Source organism: Streptacidiphilus sp. EB103A, assembly GCF_041261405.1.
In the GTDB taxonomy this organism is placed as follows: Bacteria; Actinomycetota; Actinomycetes; order Streptomycetales; family Streptomycetaceae; genus Streptacidiphilus.
Genome location: NZ_JBGCAQ010000018.1, coordinates 158,329 through 181,751 on the forward strand (window position 1 = coordinate 158,329; position 23,423 = coordinate 181,751).

Annotated in this window: 17 protein-coding genes and 1 riboswitch; of the genes, 11 read left to right on the top strand and 6 right to left on the bottom strand. The window is 71.1% G+C overall.

All coding sequences use genetic code 11. The annotated features are described in order from the left end of the window. Window positions 1-73: 73 nt before the first annotated feature. From ABH941_RS28200 to ABH941_RS28220, 5 genes are all read right to left on the bottom strand, one after another. Window positions 74-1,609 carry a sensor histidine kinase gene (locus tag ABH941_RS28200; RefSeq protein WP_370132352.1) on the bottom strand — a complete coding sequence of 512 codons (1,536 nt, stop codon included), beginning with the start codon at window positions 1,607-1,609 and terminating at the stop codon, window positions 74-76. 353 nt (window positions 1,610-1,962) lie between these two features. After that, a complete protein-coding gene (locus ABH941_RS28205; RefSeq protein ID WP_370132421.1) occupies window positions 1,963-2,982 on the bottom strand; it encodes an SIS domain-containing protein in 1,020 nt (339 codons plus the stop codon). A 240-nt stretch (window positions 2,983-3,222) separates the two neighbouring features. Beyond that, a complete protein-coding gene (locus tag ABH941_RS28210) occupies window positions 3,223-4,506 on the bottom strand; it encodes an MFS transporter (protein WP_370132353.1) in 1,284 nt (427 codons plus the stop codon). Between the two features lie 484 nt (window positions 4,507-4,990). Continuing rightward, window positions 4,991-7,258, bottom strand: coding sequence for a BTAD domain-containing putative transcriptional regulator (locus ABH941_RS28215; protein WP_370132354.1), 2,268 nt, complete (start codon window positions 7,256-7,258; stop codon window positions 4,991-4,993). Window positions 7,259-7,416: 158 nt separating this feature from the next. After that, a complete protein-coding gene (locus tag ABH941_RS28220; protein ID WP_370132355.1) occupies window positions 7,417-8,700 on the bottom strand; it encodes an extracellular solute-binding protein in 1,284 nt (427 codons plus the stop codon). A 647-nt stretch (window positions 8,701-9,347) separates the two neighbouring features. Between ABH941_RS28220 and ABH941_RS28225 the strand changes: the two genes are divergently transcribed. The 8 genes from ABH941_RS28225 to ABH941_RS28260 all read left to right on the top strand — a co-directional run bounded on the left by ABH941_RS28225 (window position 9,348) and on the right by ABH941_RS28260 (window position 18,313). After that, on the top strand, window positions 9,348-10,667 hold the full coding sequence (locus ABH941_RS28225) for an extracellular solute-binding protein (RefSeq protein WP_370132356.1): 1,320 nt from the start codon (window positions 9,348-9,350) through the stop codon (window positions 10,665-10,667). 161 nt (window positions 10,668-10,828) lie between these two features. Continuing rightward, on the top strand, window positions 10,829-11,812 hold the full coding sequence (locus tag ABH941_RS28230) for a carbohydrate ABC transporter permease (RefSeq protein ID WP_370132357.1): 984 nt from the start codon (window positions 10,829-10,831) through the stop codon (window positions 11,810-11,812). After that, window positions 11,812-12,735 carry a carbohydrate ABC transporter permease gene (locus tag ABH941_RS28235; protein ID WP_370132358.1) on the top strand — a complete coding sequence of 308 codons (924 nt, stop codon included), beginning with the start codon at window positions 11,812-11,814 and terminating at the stop codon, window positions 12,733-12,735. The genes ABH941_RS28230 and ABH941_RS28235 overlap by 1 nt, the downstream gene beginning before the upstream one ends. Window positions 12,736-12,798: 63 nt before the next feature. Next, window positions 12,799-14,376, top strand: coding sequence for a glycoside hydrolase family 3 protein (locus ABH941_RS28240; protein ID WP_370132359.1), 1,578 nt, complete (start codon window positions 12,799-12,801; stop codon window positions 14,374-14,376). Window positions 14,377-14,509: 133 nt separating this feature from the next. Beyond that, window positions 14,510-15,274, top strand: a complete 765-nt coding sequence (locus ABH941_RS28245) for a GntR family transcriptional regulator (RefSeq protein ID WP_134001008.1) — start codon at window positions 14,510-14,512, stop codon at window positions 15,272-15,274. A 236-nt stretch (window positions 15,275-15,510) separates the two neighbouring features. Then, entirely contained in the window at window positions 15,511-15,795 is a 285-nt protein-coding gene (locus tag ABH941_RS28250) for a DUF3311 domain-containing protein (RefSeq protein WP_370132360.1), read from the top strand. After that, window positions 15,792-17,432 (top strand): monocarboxylate uptake permease MctP, encoded by a 1,641-nt coding sequence (gene mctP, locus ABH941_RS28255; RefSeq protein ID WP_370132362.1) that lies wholly within the window; start codon window positions 15,792-15,794, stop codon window positions 17,430-17,432. The genes ABH941_RS28250 and mctP overlap by 4 nt, the downstream gene beginning before the upstream one ends. A gap of 110 nt (window positions 17,433-17,542) precedes the next feature. Next, a complete protein-coding gene (locus ABH941_RS28260) occupies window positions 17,543-18,313 on the top strand; it encodes a histidine phosphatase family protein (protein ID WP_370132363.1) in 771 nt (256 codons plus the stop codon). On the opposite strand, the gene ABH941_RS28265 is transcribed toward ABH941_RS28260, so the two are convergent. After that, window positions 18,314-19,060, bottom strand: coding sequence for a hypothetical protein (locus ABH941_RS28265; protein ID WP_370132364.1), 747 nt, complete (start codon window positions 19,058-19,060; stop codon window positions 18,314-18,316). It lies immediately after the preceding gene. Between the two features lie 140 nt (window positions 19,061-19,200). Between ABH941_RS28265 and ABH941_RS28270 the strand changes: the two genes are divergently transcribed. From ABH941_RS28270 to ABH941_RS28280, 3 genes are all read left to right on the top strand, one after another. After that, window positions 19,201-19,734 (top strand): GNAT family N-acetyltransferase, encoded by a 534-nt coding sequence (locus ABH941_RS28270; protein ID WP_370132365.1) that lies wholly within the window; start codon window positions 19,201-19,203, stop codon window positions 19,732-19,734. Window positions 19,735-19,746: 12 nt separating this feature from the next. Next, a riboswitch (cobalamin riboswitch) is annotated at window positions 19,747-19,877 on the top strand. A gap of 158 nt (window positions 19,878-20,035) precedes the next feature. Then, window positions 20,036-22,396: a ribonucleoside-diphosphate reductase subunit alpha gene (locus ABH941_RS28275; RefSeq protein WP_370132422.1), complete on the top strand. Its 2,361-nt coding sequence runs from the start codon at window positions 20,036-20,038 to the stop codon at window positions 22,394-22,396. After that, window positions 22,396-23,412 carry a ribonucleotide-diphosphate reductase subunit beta gene (locus ABH941_RS28280; protein ID WP_370132366.1) on the top strand — a complete coding sequence of 339 codons (1,017 nt, stop codon included), beginning with the start codon at window positions 22,396-22,398 and terminating at the stop codon, window positions 23,410-23,412. The genes ABH941_RS28275 and ABH941_RS28280 overlap by 1 nt, the downstream gene beginning before the upstream one ends. Window positions 23,413-23,423: the final 11 nt, after the last annotated feature.

The following is a 23,423-nucleotide window of genomic DNA, read 5'->3' on the forward strand; positions in this document are numbered from 1 at the left end:
TGGAGTATGGAAGAGCAGCGCAAAAAAACGGTAAATCCCGTTTTATCGTCATGAGTAACCGTCAAATGTGCGATTACGGTGCAGACGTACCCACCGGCACCTCCAGCACCACCCGGGTCCCTCCCGACTCGGCCGGCACCATGTCGAAGCTGCCGCCCAACTCCCCCACCACCAGGGTCCTGACGATCTGCAGCCCCAGATTCCCGGCCCGCTGCGGGTCGAAGCCCTCCGGCAGGCCGACGCCGTCGTCGGTCACCGTGATCAGCAGCTGCTCCTCGACCCGACTGCCGCCGCCGCCCCAGCCATTGCCCCATCCGGCGTCCGGCGGCGCCGGCATCCGCCCGCGCACCGCACGGACCGTCACCTCGCCGCCCGCCTTGGGCCCGTAGGCGTGCTCCAGTGCGTTCTGCAGGATCTCGGTCAGCACCATCGCCAGCGGGGTGGCCACATCGGCCGAGAGGATGCCGAAGCTGCCGCTGCGACGCGCGGTCACCCGGCCGTCCTGGGACAGCTCCATCACCATCGCCAGCACCCGGTCCGCGATCTCGTCGAAGGCGACGTGCTCGTCCAGGTTCTGCGACAGCGTCTCGTGGACGATGGCGATGGAGCCGACCCGGCGCACGGCCTCGTCCAGCGCGCCGCGGGCGGCGTCGTTCTCCATCCGGCGGGACTGCAGCCGCAGCAGCGCCGCGACGGTCTGCAGGTTGTTCTTCACCCGGTGGTGGATCTCCCGGATGGTGGCGTCCTTGGTCATCAGCTCGCGCTCGCGCCGCCGCAGCTCGGTGACGTCGCGCAGCAGCACCAGCGAGCCGATGTGGTCGCCCTTGGGCTTCAGCGGGATGGCCCGCAGCTGCACCACGCCGTCGCCCGACTCGACCTCGGTCTGCCGCGGCGCCCAGCCGCTGGCCAGCTTGACCAGGGCCTCGTCCACCGGACCGCGGCCGGGCGGAGCCAGGTCGGCGGTGGTCTTGCCCAGGTGCAGGCCGACCAGGTCGGCGTTGAGGCCGAGCCGGTGGTAGGCGGAGAGCGCGTTGGGGCTGGCGTAGGTGACCACCCCCTCGGCGTCGAGGCGCATCATGCCGTCGCCGACCCGCGGCAGGGCGTCCATGTCGGCCTGCTCTCCGGGGAACGGGAACGAACCGGCCGCGATCATCTGGGCCAGGTCGGAGGCGCTCTGCAGATAGGTGAGCTCCAGCCGGCTGGGGGTGCGCACGGTCAGCAGGTTGGTGTTGCGGGCGATCACGCCCAGCACCCGTCCCTCGCGCCGGACCGGGATGGACTCGACCCGGACCGGGACGTCCTCGCGCCACTCCGGGTCGCCCTCGCGGACGATCCGGCCCTCGTCCAGCGCCACGTCCAGCATCGGGCGGCGGCCGCGCGGCACCAGATGGCCGACCATGTCGTCCTGGTAGGAGGTCGGACCGGTGTTGGGGCGCATCTGCGCCAGCGACACGTACCGGCTGCCGTCGCGGGTGGGCACCCACAGCACCAGGTCGGCGAAGGAGAGGTCGGAGAGCAGCTGCCACTCGGACACCAGCAGGTGGATCCACTCCACGTCGGCGCTGTCCAGATTGGTGTGGTGGCGCACCAGCTCATTGAGGGAAGGCATCCTCCGAGCGTATCCGGCCTACGGCGGCACGGTCGTGCTGGCCCGCTGTGCGGCCGCCGCCGACCCGCCGGGCGAACCGACTGCTCAGCGGGGATGGACAACGCAATTGGTCTAGTCCACAATGGGGAGTGCACCAAGGGGAGTCCCACCGCGCTATCTGCCCTGACTGCGCACCGGGCCTTTCCGCTTGATGAGAGTCGGACTGAACGTCCCGCGCCGCCGGGCCCGCACACCCGCCGCGCGGAGACACCAGCCACCGACCATGCCTCGGGCCGCGGTGCCGGACAGGTTGAGGGTCCTGTCCCGGCGCCACGGCCCTTGTGCGTTCGGTGCGTTCGGTGCGTTAAGTGCGTTCAGTGCGTCTCGGTGACCTTGGCCAGCGCCCTCGGCGCGTCCGGGTCCTGCCCGCGGGCGACGGTGATCTCGTAGGCCAGCAGCTGCAGCGGCAGGATCTCCAGGATCGGCTGCACCTCCTCGGCCACCCCGCCCGGCAGGGCGAACCCGGCCGAGGCCTTGTCCACCTGGGCCTGCGGCCCGATCACCACCAGGTCCGCCCCGCGCCCCCTGAGCCGGTCCAGCACCGGCTGCAGCGCGACCCCGCCGCGGCCGTCCGGAACGACGGCGATCACCGGTGAGGCGTTGTCCACCATCGCCAGCGGGCCGTGCAGCAGGTCGGCGCCGGAGAACGGGATGGCTGGGATGTAGGTGGTCTCCATCAGCTTCAGCGCCGCCTCACGGGCGGTCGGATAGCCGTAGCCGCGCGAGGTGACCACCAGCCGCTGCGCGAACCGGTAGCGCTCGGCGAGCTGACGGACCTCGTCCCCCCGGTCCAGGATCGACCGCGCCAGTCCCGGCAGCTCCCGGGCGGCGCCGCCCTCGCCCCCGCGCACCCCCTCGACCAGCAGGTACAGCGCCAGCAGCTCGGCCGTGTAGGTCTTGGTCGCCGGCAGCGCCTTCTCCGGACCGGCCAGGACGTCGATGTGGAACTCGGCGACCTCGGCCAGCGGCGAGCCCGGGTTGTTGGTGACGGCCAGGGTGACCGCCCCGGCCTGCCGCGCCGCCCTGGTGGCGGCGACCAGGTCGGGCGAGCCGCCCGACTGGCTGACCGTGATCGCCAGGCAGTCGGTCAGGTCCGGCTTGGCGCCGTAGACGGTGATGGTGGACATGGAGCTCAGCCCGGCCGGTTTCCCCAGCAGCACCTCGATCAGGTACTTGGCATAGAGGGCCGCGTTGTCGCTGGTCCCGCGGGCGGTCAGCAGCACGAAGCGGGGCCGGCGGGCGGCGATCGCGGTCGCCACCGTGCGGATCGCCGGGGCGCCCCGGTCCAGGATGCGCCGCAGCACGTCGGGCTGCTGGGCGATCTCCCCCGCCATGATCCGTCCCGCCTGGCGGGGAGCCGCCCCGGGCGGCACCGGGGGCAGCGCCGAGGGCGGCTCCGGATACGGGCCCGGATGCTGGACCGGGGACGGGTGGGACGGTGCTGCGGACATGGCCGGAACCTCCAGGGAACGCCGACGGGAGCCGACCGGGGACGTGATCGGCGCCCCCGGTGGGCGATATCGGTGGCGACCGGTCCGCATCCGGGCCGCCAGGTTCCATCCTAGAACCACTGCTCAGGCCCGGATCGGCACCCGGCCCAGGGTGCGAATCGGGCGGGCGACCAGCAGGGCGGTCGCGGTGAGGAAGGCGACCACGACACCCACCAGGAGCACCCCGTCGGTGCCGAACGCCCCGACCGCCGGGCCGGCCAGCGCGCTGCCGATCGGGTACATCCCGACGGAACCCGCGACCTCGTAGGCGTGCACCCGGTTCAGCACCTCGCCCGGCACCTGGGTCTGCACGCTGGTGGCCCACATGACGCCCCAGACGCCGATCCCGAACCCGACCACGACCTGCGCGGCGGCGAGCAGCCAGACCGGCCAGCCGAGCACGATGCCCAGCGGGTAGAGCGGATAGGCCAGCATCGCCACGGCCCCGGCGGCCAGCGGCCGTGCGGGCTTGTAGCGGATCCCCAGCAGACCGCCCAGCACGGTGCCCCCGCCCAGCGCGCAGTTGATCAGACCGAAGGCGGTCGCGCCGTGCTCGGGAACGATGACGCCGGCGGCCACCGACAGCTGCGGCCCCCAGGAGAGCACCGCGTAGAACATCCAGATCACGATCACGCCCCAGAGCCAGCTGCGGGCGCGGAACTCCTGCCAGCCGACCGCCAGGTTGCGCCACAGGCTCTCGCCGGCCGGCGGGGCGGGCACCACGCCGAGCCGGAGCGCGAACAGGCAGGTCGCGCTGGTGCCGTAGGCGACGGCGGAGATCACCATCACCCAGCCGGTGGCCCCGAACCCGACCATGGCGCCGGCCAGCGCCGGGCCGCCCAGCCCGGTGACCGCCTCGGAGGTGCGCAGCACCCCGTTGGCGCCCTGCACGTCCCGGGCCACCAGCGGGACGGTCGAGGAGGCGCCCGGCTGGAACATCGCGTTGGCGGTGCCGGCCACCACCAGCAGCGCGTACAGCTGCCAGAGATGGTCGATGCCGTGGATGAACAGGAAGGCCAGCAGCGCGTGGGCGGTGAGGTTGGACAGATCGGCGATGATCATCATCCGGCGGGCGGTGAACCGGTCCGCGAGCACCCCGCCGAACAGCACCAGCCCGGCGAACGGGCCGACCAGGAAGGCCATCGCGTACCCCGCGGTGCCCAGGCCGTACCCGCTGCTGAGCAGGCCGGCCGAGACCGCGACCGGCAGCATGGCCCAGCTGAGCAGACCCGCGCTGCGGGCGGTGAAGTAGTACCGGAAGTTACGGGACCAGATCGCCGGCTCCGCGTTCGGGGATGGCTCGGCGGGCCGGTCCTGGACCTGCGCGGACGTCGCCCCCGCGATGTGGTCGGCCACATGATCGTCCATGGCTGAACAACCTTTCAGTCGTAGATCGTGGTCCGCCCGGCGGCCTCCAGGACGGTCGCGGCGATCCGCCGCGTCGCCCTCGCCTGCCGGGATGAAGGCCGTCGTCCGACCGAAATTCAGGAAGCGGTCGCGCACCTCCTCGGTGGTGTGCACCTGCCCACCCGCCGACCGCGCCGCAGCGCCTCCAGGGCCAGCGGACGGGCCATCCGCAGCTCACGGGTGTCGTGGGCCACGCAGGGCTGTGAGCTGTGGCAACGTGTCGCCTCATGAATCGGCACGGAGAGCAGCCTTGCTGTGCAACCACGGTACGGAGCCGCCCTGGTCCGGCTCCTGCAGTCGGACCAGAGGACCGGCAGCTTCCACAAGGCCGATCGCGGCCGAACGCCCCGGCGCTGACCTGTGGTTCTGCCGGTGGCCGCCGATCGGCTCGCAGGAACCGGCAGAACTGGGGCAACTGCCGGAGCAGTTGTCCTGCCGCCGTTCCTCAGCTGGACCGGCAGGGCTCGCCGAGCACCCGGACCGTCACCCCGGGGCGTTCCAGCGCACGACAGGTGATCCCCAGGTCGGCGCCGCCGGCGGCGGTCCCCGCCGCGTCGGTGTGGTCGAGATACCAGTCGAAGAGCCGCTGCCGGGCGGCGTGTGCCTCCTCCCTGCTGACCAGCTCGCGGGCGTAGGAGCGCAGCAGGTCGTGCAGCCCGAACCGGCCGGCCGCCCGCTCCTGCACCAGGTGGGTGTCCGTCAGGCTCACCAGCAGTCCGGCCGATTCGGCCGAGGTCGCGTCGGCCAGCGCCGCGGCGCCGTCCACGGTGAGGTCCGGGCCGGGCATCAGGCCGAGGAGCCGGAACATCCGCTGGGCCGCGGCGGGGAGCGCGCGGTAGGAGAGGTCGAAGGCGGCCCGCACGGTCGAGCGCCGGTCCCCGTCGACGCGCAGCCGGCTGAGCATGTCGTCACCCGCCAACTCGGCGCAGTAGTCGGCGATCCCGAGGTTGCGGGCGACCAGGTTGGCGGCGGCGATCCGGATGGCCAGCGGCAGGCCGCCGCACAGCCGCACCAGCCTGCGGGCTGCCTCTTCGTCGGCGGCGACCCCGCACTCGCCGATGATGCCGGCCAGCAGTTGGCAGGCCTCGTCCGGATCGAGCACGTCCAGGGCGAGCCGGCGGGCGCCGTCGCTCGCGACCAGCCCGGCGAGCTGGCTGCGGCTGGTGATCACCACCGCACAGCCCTGGGCGCCCGGGATGAGCGGCCTGACCTGCTCGGCGTCGCGCGCGTTGTCGAGCACGATCAGCATCTGCCGGTCGGCGAGCAGGGTGCGGTAGAGCGCCGCGGCCTCGTCCTCGTCCGCGGGCAGCCGGTCGGGCGGAACGCCCAGGGCCCGGAGGAACTGCGCCAGGACGTCGCCGGGGCGCAGCGTCGGAAGCGGGGAGTGGCCGCGCAGGTCGACGAACAGCTGCCCGTCCTCGAACTGTTCGCGCCGCGCGTGCGCCCAGTGCACCGCGAATGCGGTCTTGCCGACCCCGGGCGCGCCGACCACCGCCACCACGTGCGAGCGCCGGGCCGGGTCGGGCGAGACCAGATCGTCCAGTTCCCGCATCTCCCGTCGCCGCCCGACGCAGGAGCCGGCCCTGGCGGGCAGCTGGGCCGGGTGCGGACCGGCGAGCGCCGTGCGGTCGGCCGGCGGGGGCTGGACCGGGCGCTGCGCGAGGGGCAGTTGCTGGCGCAGCACCTGCAGGTGGGCGTCGCGGACCTCGGCGCTGGGCGCGATGCCCAGCTCCTCGTCGAGCCGGTCGCGCAGGCGGCTGAACACATTGAGCGCGGCGGCCTGCTCCCCGCAGCTGGCGAGGACGAGGATCAGCCGGGCGTGCAGACCCTCGTGCAGCGGCTCGGAGCCCACCATGTCCCACAGCACCGGGACGGCCTCCTCGGGGCGGCCCAGTTGCAGCGCCGTGTCGGCGTGCAGCAGCACCGCCTTCACCCGCCGTTCGTTGGCCGCCACCGCGGCCGGGTGCTGGCGCAGCACCGGGTCCGCGTCAGCGAGCACCGGCCCCCGCCACCACTGCAGGGCCTGCGTCAGCGACTCGTACGCGGCCCCGGGGTCCTGCGCGCGGTGCTGGCGCGTCGCCCGGTCCAGCAGTTCGTCGAAGTGGCCGAGGTCGATGTGGTTGCGGGACGCCTCCAGCTGGTAGCCGTTGGGCGTGCGGACGACGGTCGGCGGCGGGACGGTCCGCAGGCTGCCGGGTCCCAGCAGCTGGCGGACCTGGCTGACGTAGGTGTGGATCAGGCTCTGGTGGGAGCTGGGCGGCCCGGACGGCCAGAGGGTGTCGGTGATCTCCTGCTGGGTGGAGGGCTCGGGGTGCTTCAGCGCCAGCAGCCCGAGCACGCGGCGCAGCCTCGGGCTGGTGACCTGGACGGGGGTCTGGCCGCGCTGGAGCGAGAGCGGGCCGAGGATCAGCAGGCGCGGCGGGCCGGCGCCGCGCGGCGGCCCGCTGCGGGCTGCGTCCAGCAGGTCCGCCAGCTCGCCGCCGGTCAGCCCCAGCGCCTCGGCCAGGCGTTGCAGGGTGCGCGAGTGGGGCCGCTGGACCCGGCCGCGCTCGATGTCGCGCAGCGCCCTGGTACTGATCCCGGCCCGCGACGCGGCCACCTCCTGGCTCAGCCCGGCCCGTCTGCGGAACGACTGGAGCCGTGGGCCGAGCAGGTCCGGCTCGCCGGCCGGCCCTCCTCGGTGAAGCCCCGTGACCGATGTCAGCTCCGACATGGCACCCCCTCATCCGATGACTGCGACCTGCCGATCATGACCGGCGCCGTCCTTGCGGGCCGTAGGCGGCCGTCTGCGCAAAGGCTTCGTCAACGATCAGCTTGGACTAGACCAATACCCCAGGCAAGGGAAGAGCACGGCGTCGGCGGCCCGCACGGTCAGCCCTGACCGAGCCGTGCCGCCAGTTTGGCGTCGGCCGCCGCGGCGGCCGCCTGCGGGTCCTTGCCCTGCAGGATCGGAGTGAGGAAGAGGGCGGTGATCGGGTTCGGCGTGTTCTCCACGTTCCCCCAGTTCGGGACGAGCGGGGTGAAACCGGCGTCGGCCGCCTCCTGGGACGCCGCGGCCGCGTAGGCGTTGCCCTTGATCGCCGGGTAGAGCTTGGCCTTGTTCGGCAGGAAGCCGGACTGCTTGGCGAAGGCGCTCTCGTTGGTGTCGTCGAGCGCGATCTTCAGAAGGCCCAGGGCCAGGGCCGGATTGGCCGAGTTCTGCGCCACGGCGAGGTTGGAGCCGCCGAAGAAGGTCTTGGCCGGCTTGCCCGGGGTGTCGCCGGGGATCGGGAACCAGCCGATGTCGCCGGCCATCCCGGGATTGTCCTTCACCACCGCGTTCTCCTCGTACCCCATGGCGATCATCGAGGCGACGTCGCCCTTGGCGAAGACCGAGGACTCCAGCGGATGACCCTCGTCCTGGTCGACCGGGGCCGTGCCGAAGCTGTTGAGCTTCTTGAACAGCTGGGCGGCCTGGAGCGCCTGCGGGCTGCCGAGGTCGCCGACCCAGCGGCCGTTCTGCTCGGTGAGCACGTCCGCGCCGGCGTCCTGGAGGAAGCCGTCGAAGGCGTACCAGTTCTGGCCGGGCAGGTAGAGCGCGGACTTCACCCCGGACGTCTGCTTCAGCTGGGCCAGGTCGGTCAGCCACTGGGCCATGGTGGTCGGCGGGGTGAGCCCCGCGCGGTTCCAGAGCTTCTTGTTGTACATCACGGCACGGGGGCCGGCGTACCAGGGCGCGGCGAACTGCTTCCCGCCGACCAGCGTCGACTTGTTCATCGACGGGGTCCAGTCCGCGCCGCCGAGCTGCGTCCGGTACTTGTCGAGGTCCATCAGACCGCCGGTGGACGCGTAGTACGCGGTCTGGGTGTTGCCGATGTCGAGGATGTCGGGCGGGACCATGTTCGAGAGCGCGTCGGTGACGGTCGCCTGGATGCCGGTCCACTGCTGCGTTTTGAAGTCGACCGTGGCACCCGGGTACTGCTGCTCGAACTGCGCCTTCACCGAGGCCATCCAGCTCGGCAGGTCGTCCCCGGCCATCAGCCAGACCACCAGTTTCTTCCCCTGGAAGGACGTGGCCGAGCTCTTGGCCCCGCCCGAGCCTCCCCCACCGCACGCACTGGCACCGACCATGACCACGGCCGTACCCAGCGCGGCGACCAACCGTCGACGGTTCACGCCATCCCCTCCTCGGACACCCCGGCGCTGCCCCGGACCCCGCACGCGGACAATCCCCGGGGGTCGCCCCCGCACCCCGGACGCAACGGTGTCGGTGCCGCTGAAATACACCAAAGGCCTTGCATAATGCGCGCGCCCAATTCAGCGTCGAATCGCACTTGGCATAGACCAATTGCCGGAGTCTGGCGCTCTTCGCGCACTGCGGTCAAGGAAAGGCAACCCCTGTGCGGCAAGGTGTTACCGGACCGACACCTCGGCGGTGACTTGTCCCGATTCTCCGCTTTTGCAGGGGTTTTGGAGTCCTTATTGGTCCAGTCCTACCCCTGGCGTCCATCTGCGACCACCTGGCTTGTCAAGCGTTGGTAACGGCTTGGCCCAGCCTGTCGAGAACTCTTGACGCCCCACATTGGTCCATGCCAATCTCCGACCACTGGTCTACACCAATCAGGTGGCTGCGTCGGAGCGACTGCCGTGGAATTCACAATTCCGCGTGGTTTCGGGCCGGTGCGCGGAAGCCACAGCTCCACCAGCACCACGCGAAGACGGCACAACCCCCATTGAGCACCTTCCTTCAGGCACGGTCAAGCTCAGGAACACCTCCGAGACCGAACCGGTGCCCTCTCTCGCTCATCCCTCAGGAGGATGTTTTGAAGCGCAAGATCGCAGTCGCCGCGGCACTCGCCAGCGTGCTCACGGCCGCCGCCTGTTCGTCTTCTTCGAGCACCGGAAGCACCAAGCAGGCCACCCTGAGCACGGACGGCAAGGGCAAGACCATCAACGTCTGGCTGATGCAGGACGCCCAGAAGGGCTGGCCGGCAGTGGTCGACGCGGCGAAGAAGCAGTTCACCGCCGAGACCGGTGCCAACGTCAACATCCAGTGGCAGACCTGGACCAACTACAGCACCAAGCTCGACACCGCGCTGCTCTCCGGCAACGCCCCCGACGCGCTGGAGCTGGGCAACACCCAGACCGCCAAGTACATCGCGGCCAACTCCTTCGTGGACCTGACCAGCGTCAAGGACAAGTTCGACAACTCGTCCAGCTGGCTGGACTCGCTGGCCGCCTCCGGCCAGAGCGCGGACCACTCCAAGACCTACGCGATCCCGTACTACGCGGGCGCCCGTATCATGATCTACCGCAAGGACCTGTTCACGGCGGCCGGCGTCACCACCCCGCCCACCACCCTGGCCGAGCTGACCGCCGACCTTACCAAGGTCAAGGCCGCCAACTCCAAGGTCCCGAACTTCTCAGCGCTCTACCTGCCGGGCAAGAACTGGTACACCGCCGTCTCCTTCGGCGCGGGCAGCTACGGCGTCGACAACGTCATCGCCAAGTCCGACGGCTCCAAGTTCACCGGTACGCTCACCGACCCGGCGTTCCTCCAGGGCATCCAGACCTGGAACACCCTGCAGAAGAGCTTCTCGGTCGGCGGCACCACCGTGGACGAGACCACCCAGGACGCGCTGATGGCCAAGGGCAACATCGCCGCCATCATCGGCAACGGCTGGGAGGTCGGCGCGGTCACCGACCCGAAGACCGGAGACCCGTCCCTGGCGTCCAAGCTGGGCACCATCGCCGTCCCCGGCACCACCGCCGGCCAGCCGACCCCCGCCTTCCTCGGCGGCTCCGACGTGGCCGTCCCGACCCACGCCGCCAACCCGGGCCTGGGCGCCGAGTTCCTGCGCATCTTCACCAACACCGCCCAGCAGACGGCGCTGGCGAAGTTCGCCATCCCCAACAACAAGACCCTGCTGACCGCCTACGAGGCCGCTGCCCCGGCCAACGCGGCCGCAGGTGCCGCCGCCGCCGGCAAGACCTGGTTCATCCCGCAGTCCCAGTTCTGGAGCCAGGCCTCCGACGAGGTCGCCCTGCAGACCGCCTTCAGCGCCATCGCCGCCGGCGGCGACGCCACGACCGCCCTGACCACCGCTCAGACCACCATCCTCGGTGACCTGAACGGCGGCTGACCCACCTGATCGCAGGTCCGGCCCCCTCCTCTGCCGAGCGGGTCGGGCCCGCGGCCACTGAGCGCACCTGGGCAGCCGGTGGAAGCGTCTACCGGCTGCCCGCCCCGTGCGCGCATGCTCCTGGCAATACCCAGTTCCGCAGGCTCCGGGGAAGGACCCTGATGAGTGTGATCGATTCCGACCGTCCAACGGCGAGCGCCGGTCGGCAGGACGCGTCCCCGAAGTCCGGATGGCTGCGCAGACGAGGCGCCTCCGACAGCTACATGCCGTATCTGCTGATCGTCCCCGCCGTCGTGGTCATGCTGGGCGTGATCGGCTACCCGATCTTCAAGCTGATCCAGCTGTCGTTCCAGAACGTCAACGCGTACCTCTACCTGGCGGCGCCGGCCCTGGTCCGGTACATCGGCTTCGACGGCTTCACCAAGGTCCTCAGCGACCAGGCGTTCTGGCAGTCGGTCGAGCGCAGCGTGCTGCTGACGGTCGAGGTGGTGGTCCTCTCCATCGGTCTCGGCCTGGCCTTCGCCGTACTGCTCAACCGGGTGTCCAACTGGGCCAAGGTCACCGTGGTCACGGTGCTGATGTTCGTCTGGTCCATCCCCGCCCTGGTCTCCGGAACGGTCTTCTCCTGGCTGTTCAACAACACCGGCGGTGTCGTCGACTACATCTGCTACGAGCTCGGCGGCAAGGGGATGCTGGACCACAACTGGTTCGCCGACCCCACCCAGGGCCTCTACGTCGTGGTCGCCGCCTGTGTGGTCTGGGGCGCGCTGCCCTTCCTGGTGATCGGCCTGAACGCGGCGATGACCCAGGTGCCCAAGGAACTGGTCGAGGCGTCCAAGATCGACGGTGCCTCCCCGTGGCAGAGCTTCCGGCATGTGGTGATCCCGGTGATCCGGCCCTTCCTGCTGCTCTCCACCGCGCTCAGCTTCATCTGGGACTTCCAGGTGTTCGCCCAGATCTGGGCGCTCCGGCAGAACTCGCCGGAGCCCGGCTACCAGACCATCGGCGTCTACCTCTACGCGCAGGGCGTGGCCAGCAGCCACTACAGCCGGAGCGCGGTGGTCTCCATCGCGATGATCGTGCTGATGCTCGGCGTCCTGGTGTTCTACATCCGCCAGGTCATCAAGATCGGAGAGCAGGACTGATGGCTTTCATCTCATCCCAGAAGACCGCACCCGCCGGGCTCTCCAAGCCGGTCAGGGCCTCGAAGGCGAGCCGATCCGACCGGCCCGCCCACCAGAACCGCTGGATGACCGGCGTCTGGAACACCGTCGCCATCGGGTTCGCCGTGGTGATGGGCTTCCCGATCTACTGGGCCGCGCTGACCACGGTCAAGTCCAACCGGGACCTGCTCTCGCAGAACCCGACCTTCTGGCCCCGGCGCTTCGACCTCGGCAGCTACACCACCGTCTTCGACGACCCCGACCTGCCGACCGCACTGAAGAACACCGTGATCATCACGGTCGGCGCGGTGCTGGCAGGCCTGGTGGTGGGCCTGCTGGCCGCCATCGCGGTGGCCCGGTTCCGGTTCCGCGGCCGCAACTTCTTCATCGTCACCATGCTGGTGGTGCAGATGGTGCCGCTGCTGTCGCTGATCATCCCGCTGTTCCTGATCCTCAAGAACATCGGCCTCTACAACACCCTGTTCGGCGTGATCATCGCCTACCTGGTGTTCACCATCCCCTATGTGGTGTGGACGCTGCGCTCGTTCATCGTCAACATCCCCAAGGAACTGGACGAGGCCGCCATGGTGGACGGCTGCACCCGCTGGGGCGCCTTCTTCCGGGTGGTGCTGCCGCTGACCGTCCCCGGCCTGGTCACCACCGGCGTCTACTGCTGGATCCAGGCGTGGAACGAGTTCATCATCGCCAACACGATGCTGTCGGACAACAACACCCACACCGGCATGGTCTGGCTGACCGGCTACTCCGCGGGACCCACCCACGCCGCCGACTACGGGGCGCAGATGGCGGGCTCGCTGCTGATCTCGCTGCCCGTGATCATCCTCTTCGTCATCTTCCAGAAGCGCGTGGCCTCCGGGCTCACCGCCGGCGCGGTCAAGGGCTGACCCACCCGCCCGCCTCTCTACGCACCTGAGCCGTACGCATCGAAGACATGCAAGGAAGGAACCATGACGAATCCCGGCCCGGACACCGTCCAACTCCTCGCGGACGCCGGAGCGGTGCTGCAGCCGGGGTTCACCGGCCTCACCGCTCCCGACTGGGTGCGGCACCGCCTGGAGACCGGTGAGCTCGGCGGTGTCGCCCTGTTCGGGCGCAACATCGCCGACCACGCGCAGGTCGCCGCGCTCACCACCTCGCTGTACGCGCTCAACCCGGATCTGCTGATCGCCACCGACGAGGAGGGCGGCGACGTCACCCGCCTGGAGGTGATGACCGGCTCCTCCTACCCCGGCAACCTGGCTCTGGGCGCGATCGACGACATCGCGCTCACCGAGGACGTCGCCCGCTCCATCGGCATCGACCTGGCCGCGGCCGGGATCAACCTCAACTACGCGCCGGACGCCGACGTCAACTCCAACCCGGACAACCCGGTCATCGGAGTGCGCTCGTTCGGCGGGGACGGCGAACTGGCGGCCCGGCACACCGCCGCCTACATCCGGGGCCTGCAGTCGGCCGGGGTGGCCGCCTGCGCCAAGCACTTCCCCGGCCACGGCGACACCGCCGCCGACACCCACCTCGGGCTGCCCAGGATCGACCTGCCGCTGGACGTCTTCGGCGCCCACCTGGCGCCGTTCCGCGCCGCGGTCGCCGCCGGGGTGAAGTCGATCATGACGGCGCACATCCTGTTCCCGGCGTACGACACCGACCTCCCGGCCACCATGTCCCGGGCGATCCTCACCGACCTGCTGCGCAAGGACCTCGGCTACGACGGGCTGATCGTCACCGACGGCATCGAGATGGGCGCCATCTCCGGCACCCACGGGATAGCCGAGGGCACCGTCAAGGCCATCGCCGGCGGCGCCGACGCCATCTGCGTCGGCGGCGGGCTCCAGGACGAGGCCACCTTCCTCTATCTGCGCGACGCCCTGACCTGGGCGGTTCGCGAGGGCCGGATCGCCGAGGAGCGGCTGCACGAGGCCGCCGAGCGCAACCGCGCGGTGGCCCGCTGGTCCGCCGGGGTGCGCGCCCAGCACGCGGCGACCGCGGTGCCCGACATCGGCCTCACCGCCGCCCGTCGCGCCCTGCGGGTCAGCGGCGAACTGCGCCCGGTCGACGGCGTCCCCCATGTGGTCGAGTTCTCCCCGGCCGCCAACTTCGCGGTGGGCGACGAGACCGCCTGGGGCCTGGCCGCGCCGCTCGGCGAGCTGATCCCCGGCACCACCGTCACCCGGGTCGGCGCACCGGCCTCGACCCTGCAGAGCGCCGGCCTGCTTCGGGCCACCGTGGACGACTCCGAGGGCCGGGTGGACACCACCCCGCTGCTCGGCGCGGCCGTCGGCCGCCCGCTCGTCATCGTGGTGCGCGATCTGCACCGCTACCCGTGGATGAAGCGTGCGGCACTGGAGTTGACGGCGGCCAGGCCGGACGCGGTGGTCGTGGAGATCGGCACCGCCTACGGGCTGGAGGAGACCTTCTCGGGACGCGGAGTGACCGTCCTCACCACCTACGGCGGAGCCAGGGTGTGCGGCCTCGCCGCCGCCGAGGCCCTGGCCGGACCGGGCACCGGCGCGGTCCGGGTCGCCTGAACACAGCGGACACCACAGCCGCGGGGACACCTCCGGCGGACCTGGCATGTCACCATGAGTGCCGCAGCCGTACGGCTGGCAGATCTCGGCTGGCAGATTACGCGGATTTCACAGCGTGGGAGTAGGAGCGGCGATGACGACCGAAGGGGGTCCGGACGTGGAGACGTCTGGGGAGGGCGCCGTCACCGCACGCGTCCCCAAGTACTACCGGCTGAAGCGGCACCTGCTGCAGATCACCCAGACCCAGGCGCCGGGCACCCCGGTGCCGCCCGAGCGCACCCTCGCGCTGGAGTTCGAGACCTCGCGTACCACCGTGCGCCAGGCGCTCCAGGAGCTGGTGGTCGAGGGGCGGCTGGAGCGGATCCAGGGCAAGGGCACCTTCGTCGCCAAGCCCAAGGTCTCCCAGGCACTGCAGCTCACCTCCTACACCGAGGACATGCGGGCCCAGGGCCTGGAGCCGACCTCCCGGCTGCTGGAGGTCGGCTATGTGACCGCCGACGACCGCCTGGCCGCACTGCTGGACATCCGCCCCGGCGGCCGGGTGCTCAGGGTCGAGCGGCTCCGGCTGGCCAACGGCGACCCGATGGCCATCGAGGCGGCGCACCTCTCCGCCAAGCGCTTCCCGGCGCTGCGCCGCAACCTGGTGAAGTACAACTCGCTCTACTCCGCCCTCAACGAGGTGTACGGGGTGCACGTGGCCGAGGCCGAGGAGACCATCGAGACCTCGCTGGCCACCCCCGCCGAGGCCGGCCAGCTGGGCACCGACGTGGGACTGCCGATGCTGCTGCTGTCCCGGCACTCCTTCGACGCCGACGGCGAGCCGGTGGAGTGGGTGCGCTCGGTCTACCGCGGCGACCGGTACAAGTTCACCGCGAGGCTGCGCCGCCCGGAACAGTGAGCCGACCCGTCCGGACCGTGGCCTGTCCGGACTGTGGGACGGGCACGTCCGTTCTGATGTGTTCCGTCCCACTGCGCGCCCTCTGCCCACCCCAACAGGCCGACAATCTGTGTATCCACCCGTGACGTGGACCGATCAACGGTCTACATTCCGTGTGGTCACCTGTCCGATTCCGGTGGCGCCCAGGGGGAGGGCCGTCCCGCGCGCGCCGTCGGCCTGCCTCCGGAGCCGCACCCATGGCCGAGCCCGAGACACCGCCCCTGCCCCGTCCACCCCGTCCGCCACTGGTCACTCCGACCCGGGTGGTCTGCGCCTTCCTGCTGGGCGCGCCCTTTGTGGCACTGCTCTGGGTCAGCTCCTACTCCCGGCTGACCCCGGCGTTCATCGGCATCCCCTTCTTCTACTGGTACCAGCTGGCCTGGGTGATCGTCTCCGCGCTGTTCACCGCCGTGGTCTTCGTCCTGATCCGCCGTGAAGAGGCGGCCCGCAGGGCACCGCTGACGGAGCGTGAGCCGTCATGAACGAACTGGCCGCCGGCGGCACCAACGCCGTCTCGCTGACCGTCTTCCTGATCCTCTTCGTGGCCGTCACCGGGGTCGGCTTCGTCGCCTCGCGCTGGCGCCGCGCCGAGAACGCCCTGCACCTGGACGAGTGGGGGCTCGGCGGCCGCGGCTTCGGCACGGTCGTCAGCTGGTTCCTGCTCGGCGGGGACCTCTACACCGCGTACACCTTCATCGCCGTGCCCGCCCTGGTCTACGGCGTGGGCGCGGCCGGCTTCTACGCGGTGCCGTACACCATCCTGGTCTGGCCGATGGTGTTCCTGTTCCTGCCCCGGCTGTGGTCGGTGGCGCGCAGCAAGGGCTATGTCACCCTGGCCGACTTCGCCCGGGGCCGCTACGGCTCCCGCAGCCTCGCGCTGGCCGTGGCGCTCACCGGCATCCTGGCCACCATGCCGTACATCGCCCTGCAGTTGGTCGGCATCCAGGCGGTGCTGGACACCATGGGCATCGGCGGCTCCAGCGGCTTCGGCAAGGACCTGCCGCTGCTGATCGCCTTCGCGGTGCTGGCCGCCTACACCTACTCGTCCGGGCTGCGCGCCCCGGCGCTGATCGCCTTCGTCAAGGACACCCTGGTCTACATCGTGGTGATCGTGGCGGTGATCTACATCCCGATCCGCCTCGGCGGCTACGGCCACATCTTCCACGACGCCGCGACCTCGCTGGCGAAGACCAACCCGGCCACCGGCAAGGCCAAGGGCTCGCTGATCACCGGGCCGAAGGCGCAGTGGTCGTACGCGACGCTGGCGCTGGGCTCGGCGATGGCCCTGTTCATGTACCCGCACTCGGCGACCGGCGTGCTGGCCGCCAAGAGCCGTACCACGGTGCGTCGCAACCTGGCCGTGCTGCCGGCCTACTCGCTGATGCTGGGCCTGCTGTCGCTGCTGGGCTTCATGGCGATCTCGGCCGGCGTGGGCAAGGGCGTGAAGGGCTACAACGCCCAGCTGGCCGTCCCGCAGCTGTTCCAGCAGATGTTCCCGTCCTGGTTCGCGGGGGTGGCCTTCGCGGCCGTCGGGATCGGCGCGCTGGTCCCCGCCGCGATCATGTCGATCGCCGCGGCCAACCTGTTCACCCGCAACATCTACCGCGAGTTCTTCAAGCCGGACGCCACCCCGGCGCAGGAGACCGCGGTCGCCAAGGTGGTCTCGCTGGTGGTCAAGCTGGGGGCGCTGGGCTTCGTTCTCGGCATCGACAAGCAGTTCTCCATCAACCTGCAGCTGCTGGGCGGCATCTGGATCCTGCAGACCTTCCCGGCGATCGTGGCGGGGTTGTTCTCGCGCTGGTTCCACCACTGGGCGCTGCTGGCCGGCTGGGCCGCCGGGATGGCCTACGGGACCTACCAGGCCTACAACGTCGCCGCGGCCGGCAAGCCGCACTCGCACTTCGGCGGCAGCGCGGCGAACATCCCGGTCATCGGCCAGATCGGCTACATCGGCATGACCGCCTTCGTGCTGAACCTCGCCGTCTCGGTGGTGCTCACCCTCGCGATACGGGCTGCCAAACCCCGGGAGCTGCCGGACGAGACGACCCCGGGCGACTACCTGGTCGAGAGCGCGCCGCTGGTCCCGCTCACGCCGGAGATCACTCCTTCCGCGCCCTGAATTCACCCCCTTTGCGCCCCCTCCACGGGCCGCCGCTCCCGCACACTGGGACCGGCGGCCCGTGCGCATTCCCGCGCCGGGCCGGGCCGAAGAACCGCTCAGGGGGACTCGTGGAGCTCACCGACCACCACCTCAGCCCGTCCGAACCCGCGTCAGAAAGACCCACCGTCACCGCCCCGCCCCGCCCGCTCTCGCTGACCGTCACCCGGCACGGCCAGTCCACCGCCAACGCCGCGTTCGCCGCCGCGGAGGCGGCCGGCGCCCTGGACACCGGCATCACCTGCCGCGACGCCGACCTCTCGCTCACCGCGCTGGGCCGGGCCCAGGCGACCGCCCTGGGTCGCTGGCTGGCCTCGCGCGCCGACGGCCCGCTGCCGCACAGCGTGTGGGTCTCCCCGTACCTCCGCGCCCAGGAGACGGCGGAGCTCGTCCTCACCGAGCTGGACCGGGCCGGGCTGCCGCTCCCGGACGTGCGCACCGACGAACGGCTGCGCGACCGCGAGCTGGGCATCCTGGAGATGGTCACCAAAGCGGCCATCGAACTGCACCACCCCGCCGAGGCGGCCCGGCGCCGCCGCCTCGGCGAGCTGCGCTGGCGGCCCCCCGGCGGCGAGTCGCTCGCCGACGTCGCCCTGCGGCTGCGCAGCCTGCTGCGCGACCTGTACGAGACCGAGGCCTCCCGCCGGGTGCTGCTGGTGGCCCATGACGCGGTGGTGGTGATGCTCCGTCACATCCTGGACGACCTGGACGAGGAGGGCTACCTCGCCCTGGAGCGCGAGGGCGCGGTCGGCAACGCCTCGATCACCCGCTGGTCCCGGACCTCCTCCGGCCAGCTCAAACTGGACTGCTACAACAGCATGTCGCATCTGGACCCGGGCTGATCAACCCTCCGGCTTCACCCTGCGGCGGCGCGCGCACCCCAGCAGCGCCGCGCCGCCGCCCACCGAAAGCGCCGCCGCCCACGCGATGGGCGCCGTCGCCTCCGAGCCGCCGGTGGCGGCCAGTTGCGGCCGCTGGTTGCTGAGCGCATGCCGGCTGACCGCATGCCCGCTGACCACCCGGAAGAAGTGCGGGTCGGTGATACCCACGGGAAGCGGCACCAGTTCCCCGTCCAGCGGCACCGGCACATAGCCCACCGCCAGGGTCACCCAGCGCCCGAGCGGCGCACCTGCGGTGAACCGCAGCCGCAGCGGCACCGACGCCCGGCCCTTCGCGGTCACCGCCAGACCGTCCGCAGGGCCGATCCGGCCCAGCAGCGCGCCGTCCTCCTCCAGCAGCCGGACCCGCCGCCAGGACGCCCCGGCGCCGCGCCGCCACTGCAGGCGCACCTCTCCGGCGTGCAGACCCCGCTTGTGAGCCCCCAGCACCAGCACCGGCTGGACGCCGCGGCAGGACGCCCCGGTGTGGTTGCGCACCCCCAGCCGGGCCCCCGACCAGGAGCCGCCGGCCCGGTAGACCCGGTGGAACCGGTGCAGGGCGAACCCCAGCGGCTGTTCGGAGGCCGAACCCACCCTGCACGGGGCCGCCCTGGTGCTGTCGGACGCGGCCCGGGCCGTTCCCGCGAGGCCCAGCACCGCCTGCCCGGCAAGCACCGCCACTGCGATACCGCTGACCCATGCACGCCGCACTGCCGCCTCCCTCGCCGCCCGCATCCCTCCGGCCCTCACCTGAATCTGACACGGCGCCGACTCTCCCGCCCGGTGGCCGCCGCCACCGGGGTGAGCGACCCTGCCGTCACCGGTCACCGCAGCTCAGGCAGACTTTTCCCATGAACGTCATCGTGCGCCCCGCCCTCGACTCCGAGGTGGACGCGGCAGGCCACCTCACCGCCGAGTCCTTCATCGCCGACGGCCACACCACCCGCGGCGGCCACTACGAGCCGCGACTGCGCGACGGCCGCGACCGCGCCACCAGGGCCGAGCTGCTGGTCGCCGTGGACCCGGTCAGCGGCGCGCTGCTGGGCTCGGTGACCTTCGCCCCGCCCGGTTCGCCCTACGCGGACCTGGCCGCGGGCGACAAGCAGGAGGGGGAGTTCCGGATGCTCGCGGTCTCCCCCGAGGCCCGCGGCCGGGGCGCCGGCGAGGCGCTGGTGCGGGCCTGCCTGGACCGGGCCAGGGAGCTGGGCCTGTCCCGGCTGGTGATGTCCACCCAGCCGGGCATGGTGCACGCCCACCGGATCTACGAACGACTGGGCTTCGTCCGCACCCCGGAGCGCGACTGGTCGCCGGTTCCCGGCATCGACCTGATGACCTACGCGGTCGAGCTCACTACCGAGAGCGACCCTGCACGACACAACATGTAGGGGTGCTTCGGGAAAGCACCCCTACATGTATGCTCACTCTCGCTGACGACGCAGGGGAACCCGGTGCGATTCCGGGACTGCCCCGCAGCGGTGAGCGGCTTCTGCCGCGAGTCCGAGTACCTGCCGACAGCCCGCTCCGCGCTGCCCTACCGGCGCCGCCCGGAGTGCTGCACGTCCGGGCCTCGCGGGTGGGCCGGGGACGCGCTCCGTGCTGCCTTCGGGCTGCCCGGCGGCGCCCCCGCTCCTCCGTCCGCCGGCCCGCCGCCGACCGGCCGCCAACGAGGAGCGCACAGTGACAGTGATCGACACGACAGTCCCGCAGCAGACCGCCGTCCCCCGGCCCGCGCCGGGCGACGGCCCCGGAGCTGCCCTGCTGCGCACCCTCACCGAGCGGTCCACCGACCTCACCAGCGTCGACCCGGGCCGGGTCGCCGCCGCCGCGCTGCGCGGCCGCAGTTCCGTCTCCGACTACGCCGAGCTGCGCGGCCTGGCCGTCGAGGCCGCCGCCTCGCTGATCGCCGAGGACCCGGAGTACTCCCGGCTGGCGGCCCGGCTGCTCGCCGAGGAGATCCGCGAGGAGGCCGCCGGCCAGGGCGCGACCTGCTTCGCCGCCTCCATCGCCGTCGGCCACCGCGAGGGCCTGGTCGGCGACGCCACCGCCGCCTTCGTCGCCGAGCACGCGGCCGCCCTGGACGCGGTGATCGACCCCACCGCCGACGACCGCTTCGAGTACTTCGGCCTGCGCACCCTCTACTCCCGCTACCTGCTGCGCCACCCGATCACCCGCCAGGTCATCGAGACCCCGCAGCACTTCATGCTGCGGGTGGCGTCGGGCCTGCAGGTCGGAGGGGACGCCGCATCGGTGGCGGAGGTCGCCTCGCTCTATGCGCTGATGAGCCGGCTGGAGTACCTCCCCTCCTCCCCCACGCTGTTCAACTCCGGTACCCGGCACCCGCAGATGTCCTCCTGCTACCTGCTGGACTCCCCGCTGGACGAGCTGGACTCGATCTACTCCCGCTACGCGCAGATCGCCCGGCTCAGCAAGCACGCCGGCGGCATCGGCCTCTCCTACAGCCGGATCCGCTCCCGCGGCAGCCTGATCCGCGGCACCAACGGCCAGTCCAACGGCATCGTGCCGTTCCTGCGCACCCTGGACTCCTCGGTCGCCGCGGTGAACCAGGGCGGCCGCCGCAAGGGCGCGGCCTGCGTCTACCTGGAGACCTGGCACGCGGACATCGAGGAGTTCCTGGAACTGCGCGACAACACCGGCGAGGAGGCCAGGCGCACCCACAACCTCAACCTGGCGCACTGGGTCCCGGACGAGTTCATGCGCCGGGTGGACGCCGACACCGAGTGGTCGCTGTTCTCCCCGGGCGATGTGCCCGAGCTGGTCGACCTGTGGGGCGCCGAGTTCGACGCCGCGTACGCCAAGGCCGAGGCGGCGGGCCTGGCCATCCGCACCATCCCGGCCCGCGCCCTCTACGCCCGGATGATGCGCACCCTGGCGCAGACCGGCAACGGTTGGATGACCTTCAAGGACGCCTCCAACCGCGCCGCCAACCAGACCGCGCTACCCGGCCGCACCGTCCACTCCTCCAACCTCTGCACCGAGATCCTGGAGGTGACCGACGACAGCGAGACCGCCGTCTGCAACCTCGGCTCGGTCAACCTGGGCGCGCATCTGCTCTCCAGCGGCGAAATGGACTGGGAGCGGCTGGACTCCACCGTCCGCACCGCGGTCACCTTCCTGGACCGGGTCGTCGACATCAACTTCTACCCGACCCCGGAGGCCGGGGCGTCCAACGCCCGCTGGCGCCCGGTCGGCCTGGGCGTGATGGGCCTTCAGGACGTCTTCTTCAGGCTGCGCCTGGACTTCGACTCACCCAAGGCCAAGGCGCTGTCCACCAGGATCTCCGAGCGCATCATGCTCGCCGCCTACGAGACCAGCGCCGACCTGGCCGAGCGGCTGGGCCGCCATGTCGCCTACGAGGAGACCCGCGCGGCCCGCGGCCAGCTCCACATCGACCACTTCTCCAGCGAACCCACCTGGCCGGAGCGCTGGGACGCGCTGCGCGCCCGTATCGCCACGACCGGCCTGCGCAACTCGCTGCTGCTGGCCATCGCGCCCACGGCGACCATCGCCTCCATCGCCGGCGTCTACGAGTGCATCGAGCCGCAGGTCTCCAACCTGTTCAAGCGGGAGACCCTGAGCGGGGAGTTCCTGCAGGTCAACCCCTACCTGGTGGCCGACCTCAAGGCCCGCGGCCTATGGAACGCGGCGACCCGCGAGTCGCTGCGCGCGTCCAACGGCAGTGCCCTGGACATCCCCGGCCTGCCCGCCGACCTGGCCTCGCTCTACCGCACCGCCTGGGAGCTGCCGCAGCGCGCCCTGATCGACCTGGCCGCGGCCCGGATGCCCTACCTGGACCAGAGCCAGTCGCTGAACCTGTTCCTGGCCTCGCCCACCATCGGCAAGCTCAGCTCGATGTACGCGTACGCCTGGAAGGTCGGCCTGAAGACCACCTACTACCTGCGCTCCCGCCCGGCGACCCGGATCGCCCGGGCCGCGGCGGCGGCGCCAGTGATCCCGGTGGCAGTCGAGGACGAGTCCGTCATCGCCTGCTCCCTCGAAAACCCCGAGTCCTGCGAGGCCTGCCAGTAATGACCACCACATCCGAGAAGAATCTCCTTGACCCGGGCTTCGAACTGACGCTCCGTCCGATGCGCTACCCGGACTTCTACGAGCACTACCGCAACGCCATCAAGAACACCTGGACCGTCGAGGAGGTGGACCTGGTCTCGGACGTCGCCGACCTGCCCAAGCTCAGCGCGGACGAGCGGCACCTGCTGGGCCGCCTGGTCGCCTTCTTCGCGACCGGCGACTCCATCGTCTCCAACAACCTGGTGCTGACCCTCTACAAGCACATCAACTCGCCCGAGGCCCGGCTCTACCTCTCCCGCCAGCTGTTCGAGGAGGCCGTCCACGTCCAGTTCTACCTGACCCTGCTGGACACCTACCTGCCCGACCCGGAGGACCGCAACGCGGCCTTCGCCGCCGTGGAGAACATCCCCTCCATCCGCGAGAAGGCCCAGTTCTGCTTCCGCTGGATGGACCAGGTGGAGAAGCTGGACAGCCTGCAGACCAAGGCCGACCGGCGCCGGTTCCTGCTCAACCTGATCTGCTTCGCCGCCTGCATCGAGGGCCTGTTCTTCTACGGCGCCTTCGCCTATGTGTACTGGTTCCGCTCCCGCGGCCTGCTGCACGGCCTGGCGACCGGCACCAACTGGGTCTTCCGCGACGAGTCCATGCACATGGACTTCGCCTTCCAGGTGGTCGACACCGTCCGCGCCGAGGAGCCCGACCTCTGGGACGAGGAGCTCGGCAAGGAGGTCACCGCCATGCTGGAGGAGGCCGTCGAGGCCGAGCTCCAGTTCGCCCGCGACCTCTGCGGCGACGGCCTCCCGGGCATGAACACCGAGTCCATGCGCGAGTACCTCCAGTGCGTCGCCGACCAGCGCCTCACCCGCCTCGGCCTCCCGATCCGCTACGGCTCGGAGAACCCCTTCGGCTTCATGGAGCTCCAGGGCGTCCAGGAGCTCACCAACTTCTTCGAGCGCCGCGTCTCCGCCTACCAGGTCGCGGTGGAGGGCTCGGTCTCCTTCGACGACGACTTCTAGAGCGACGACTT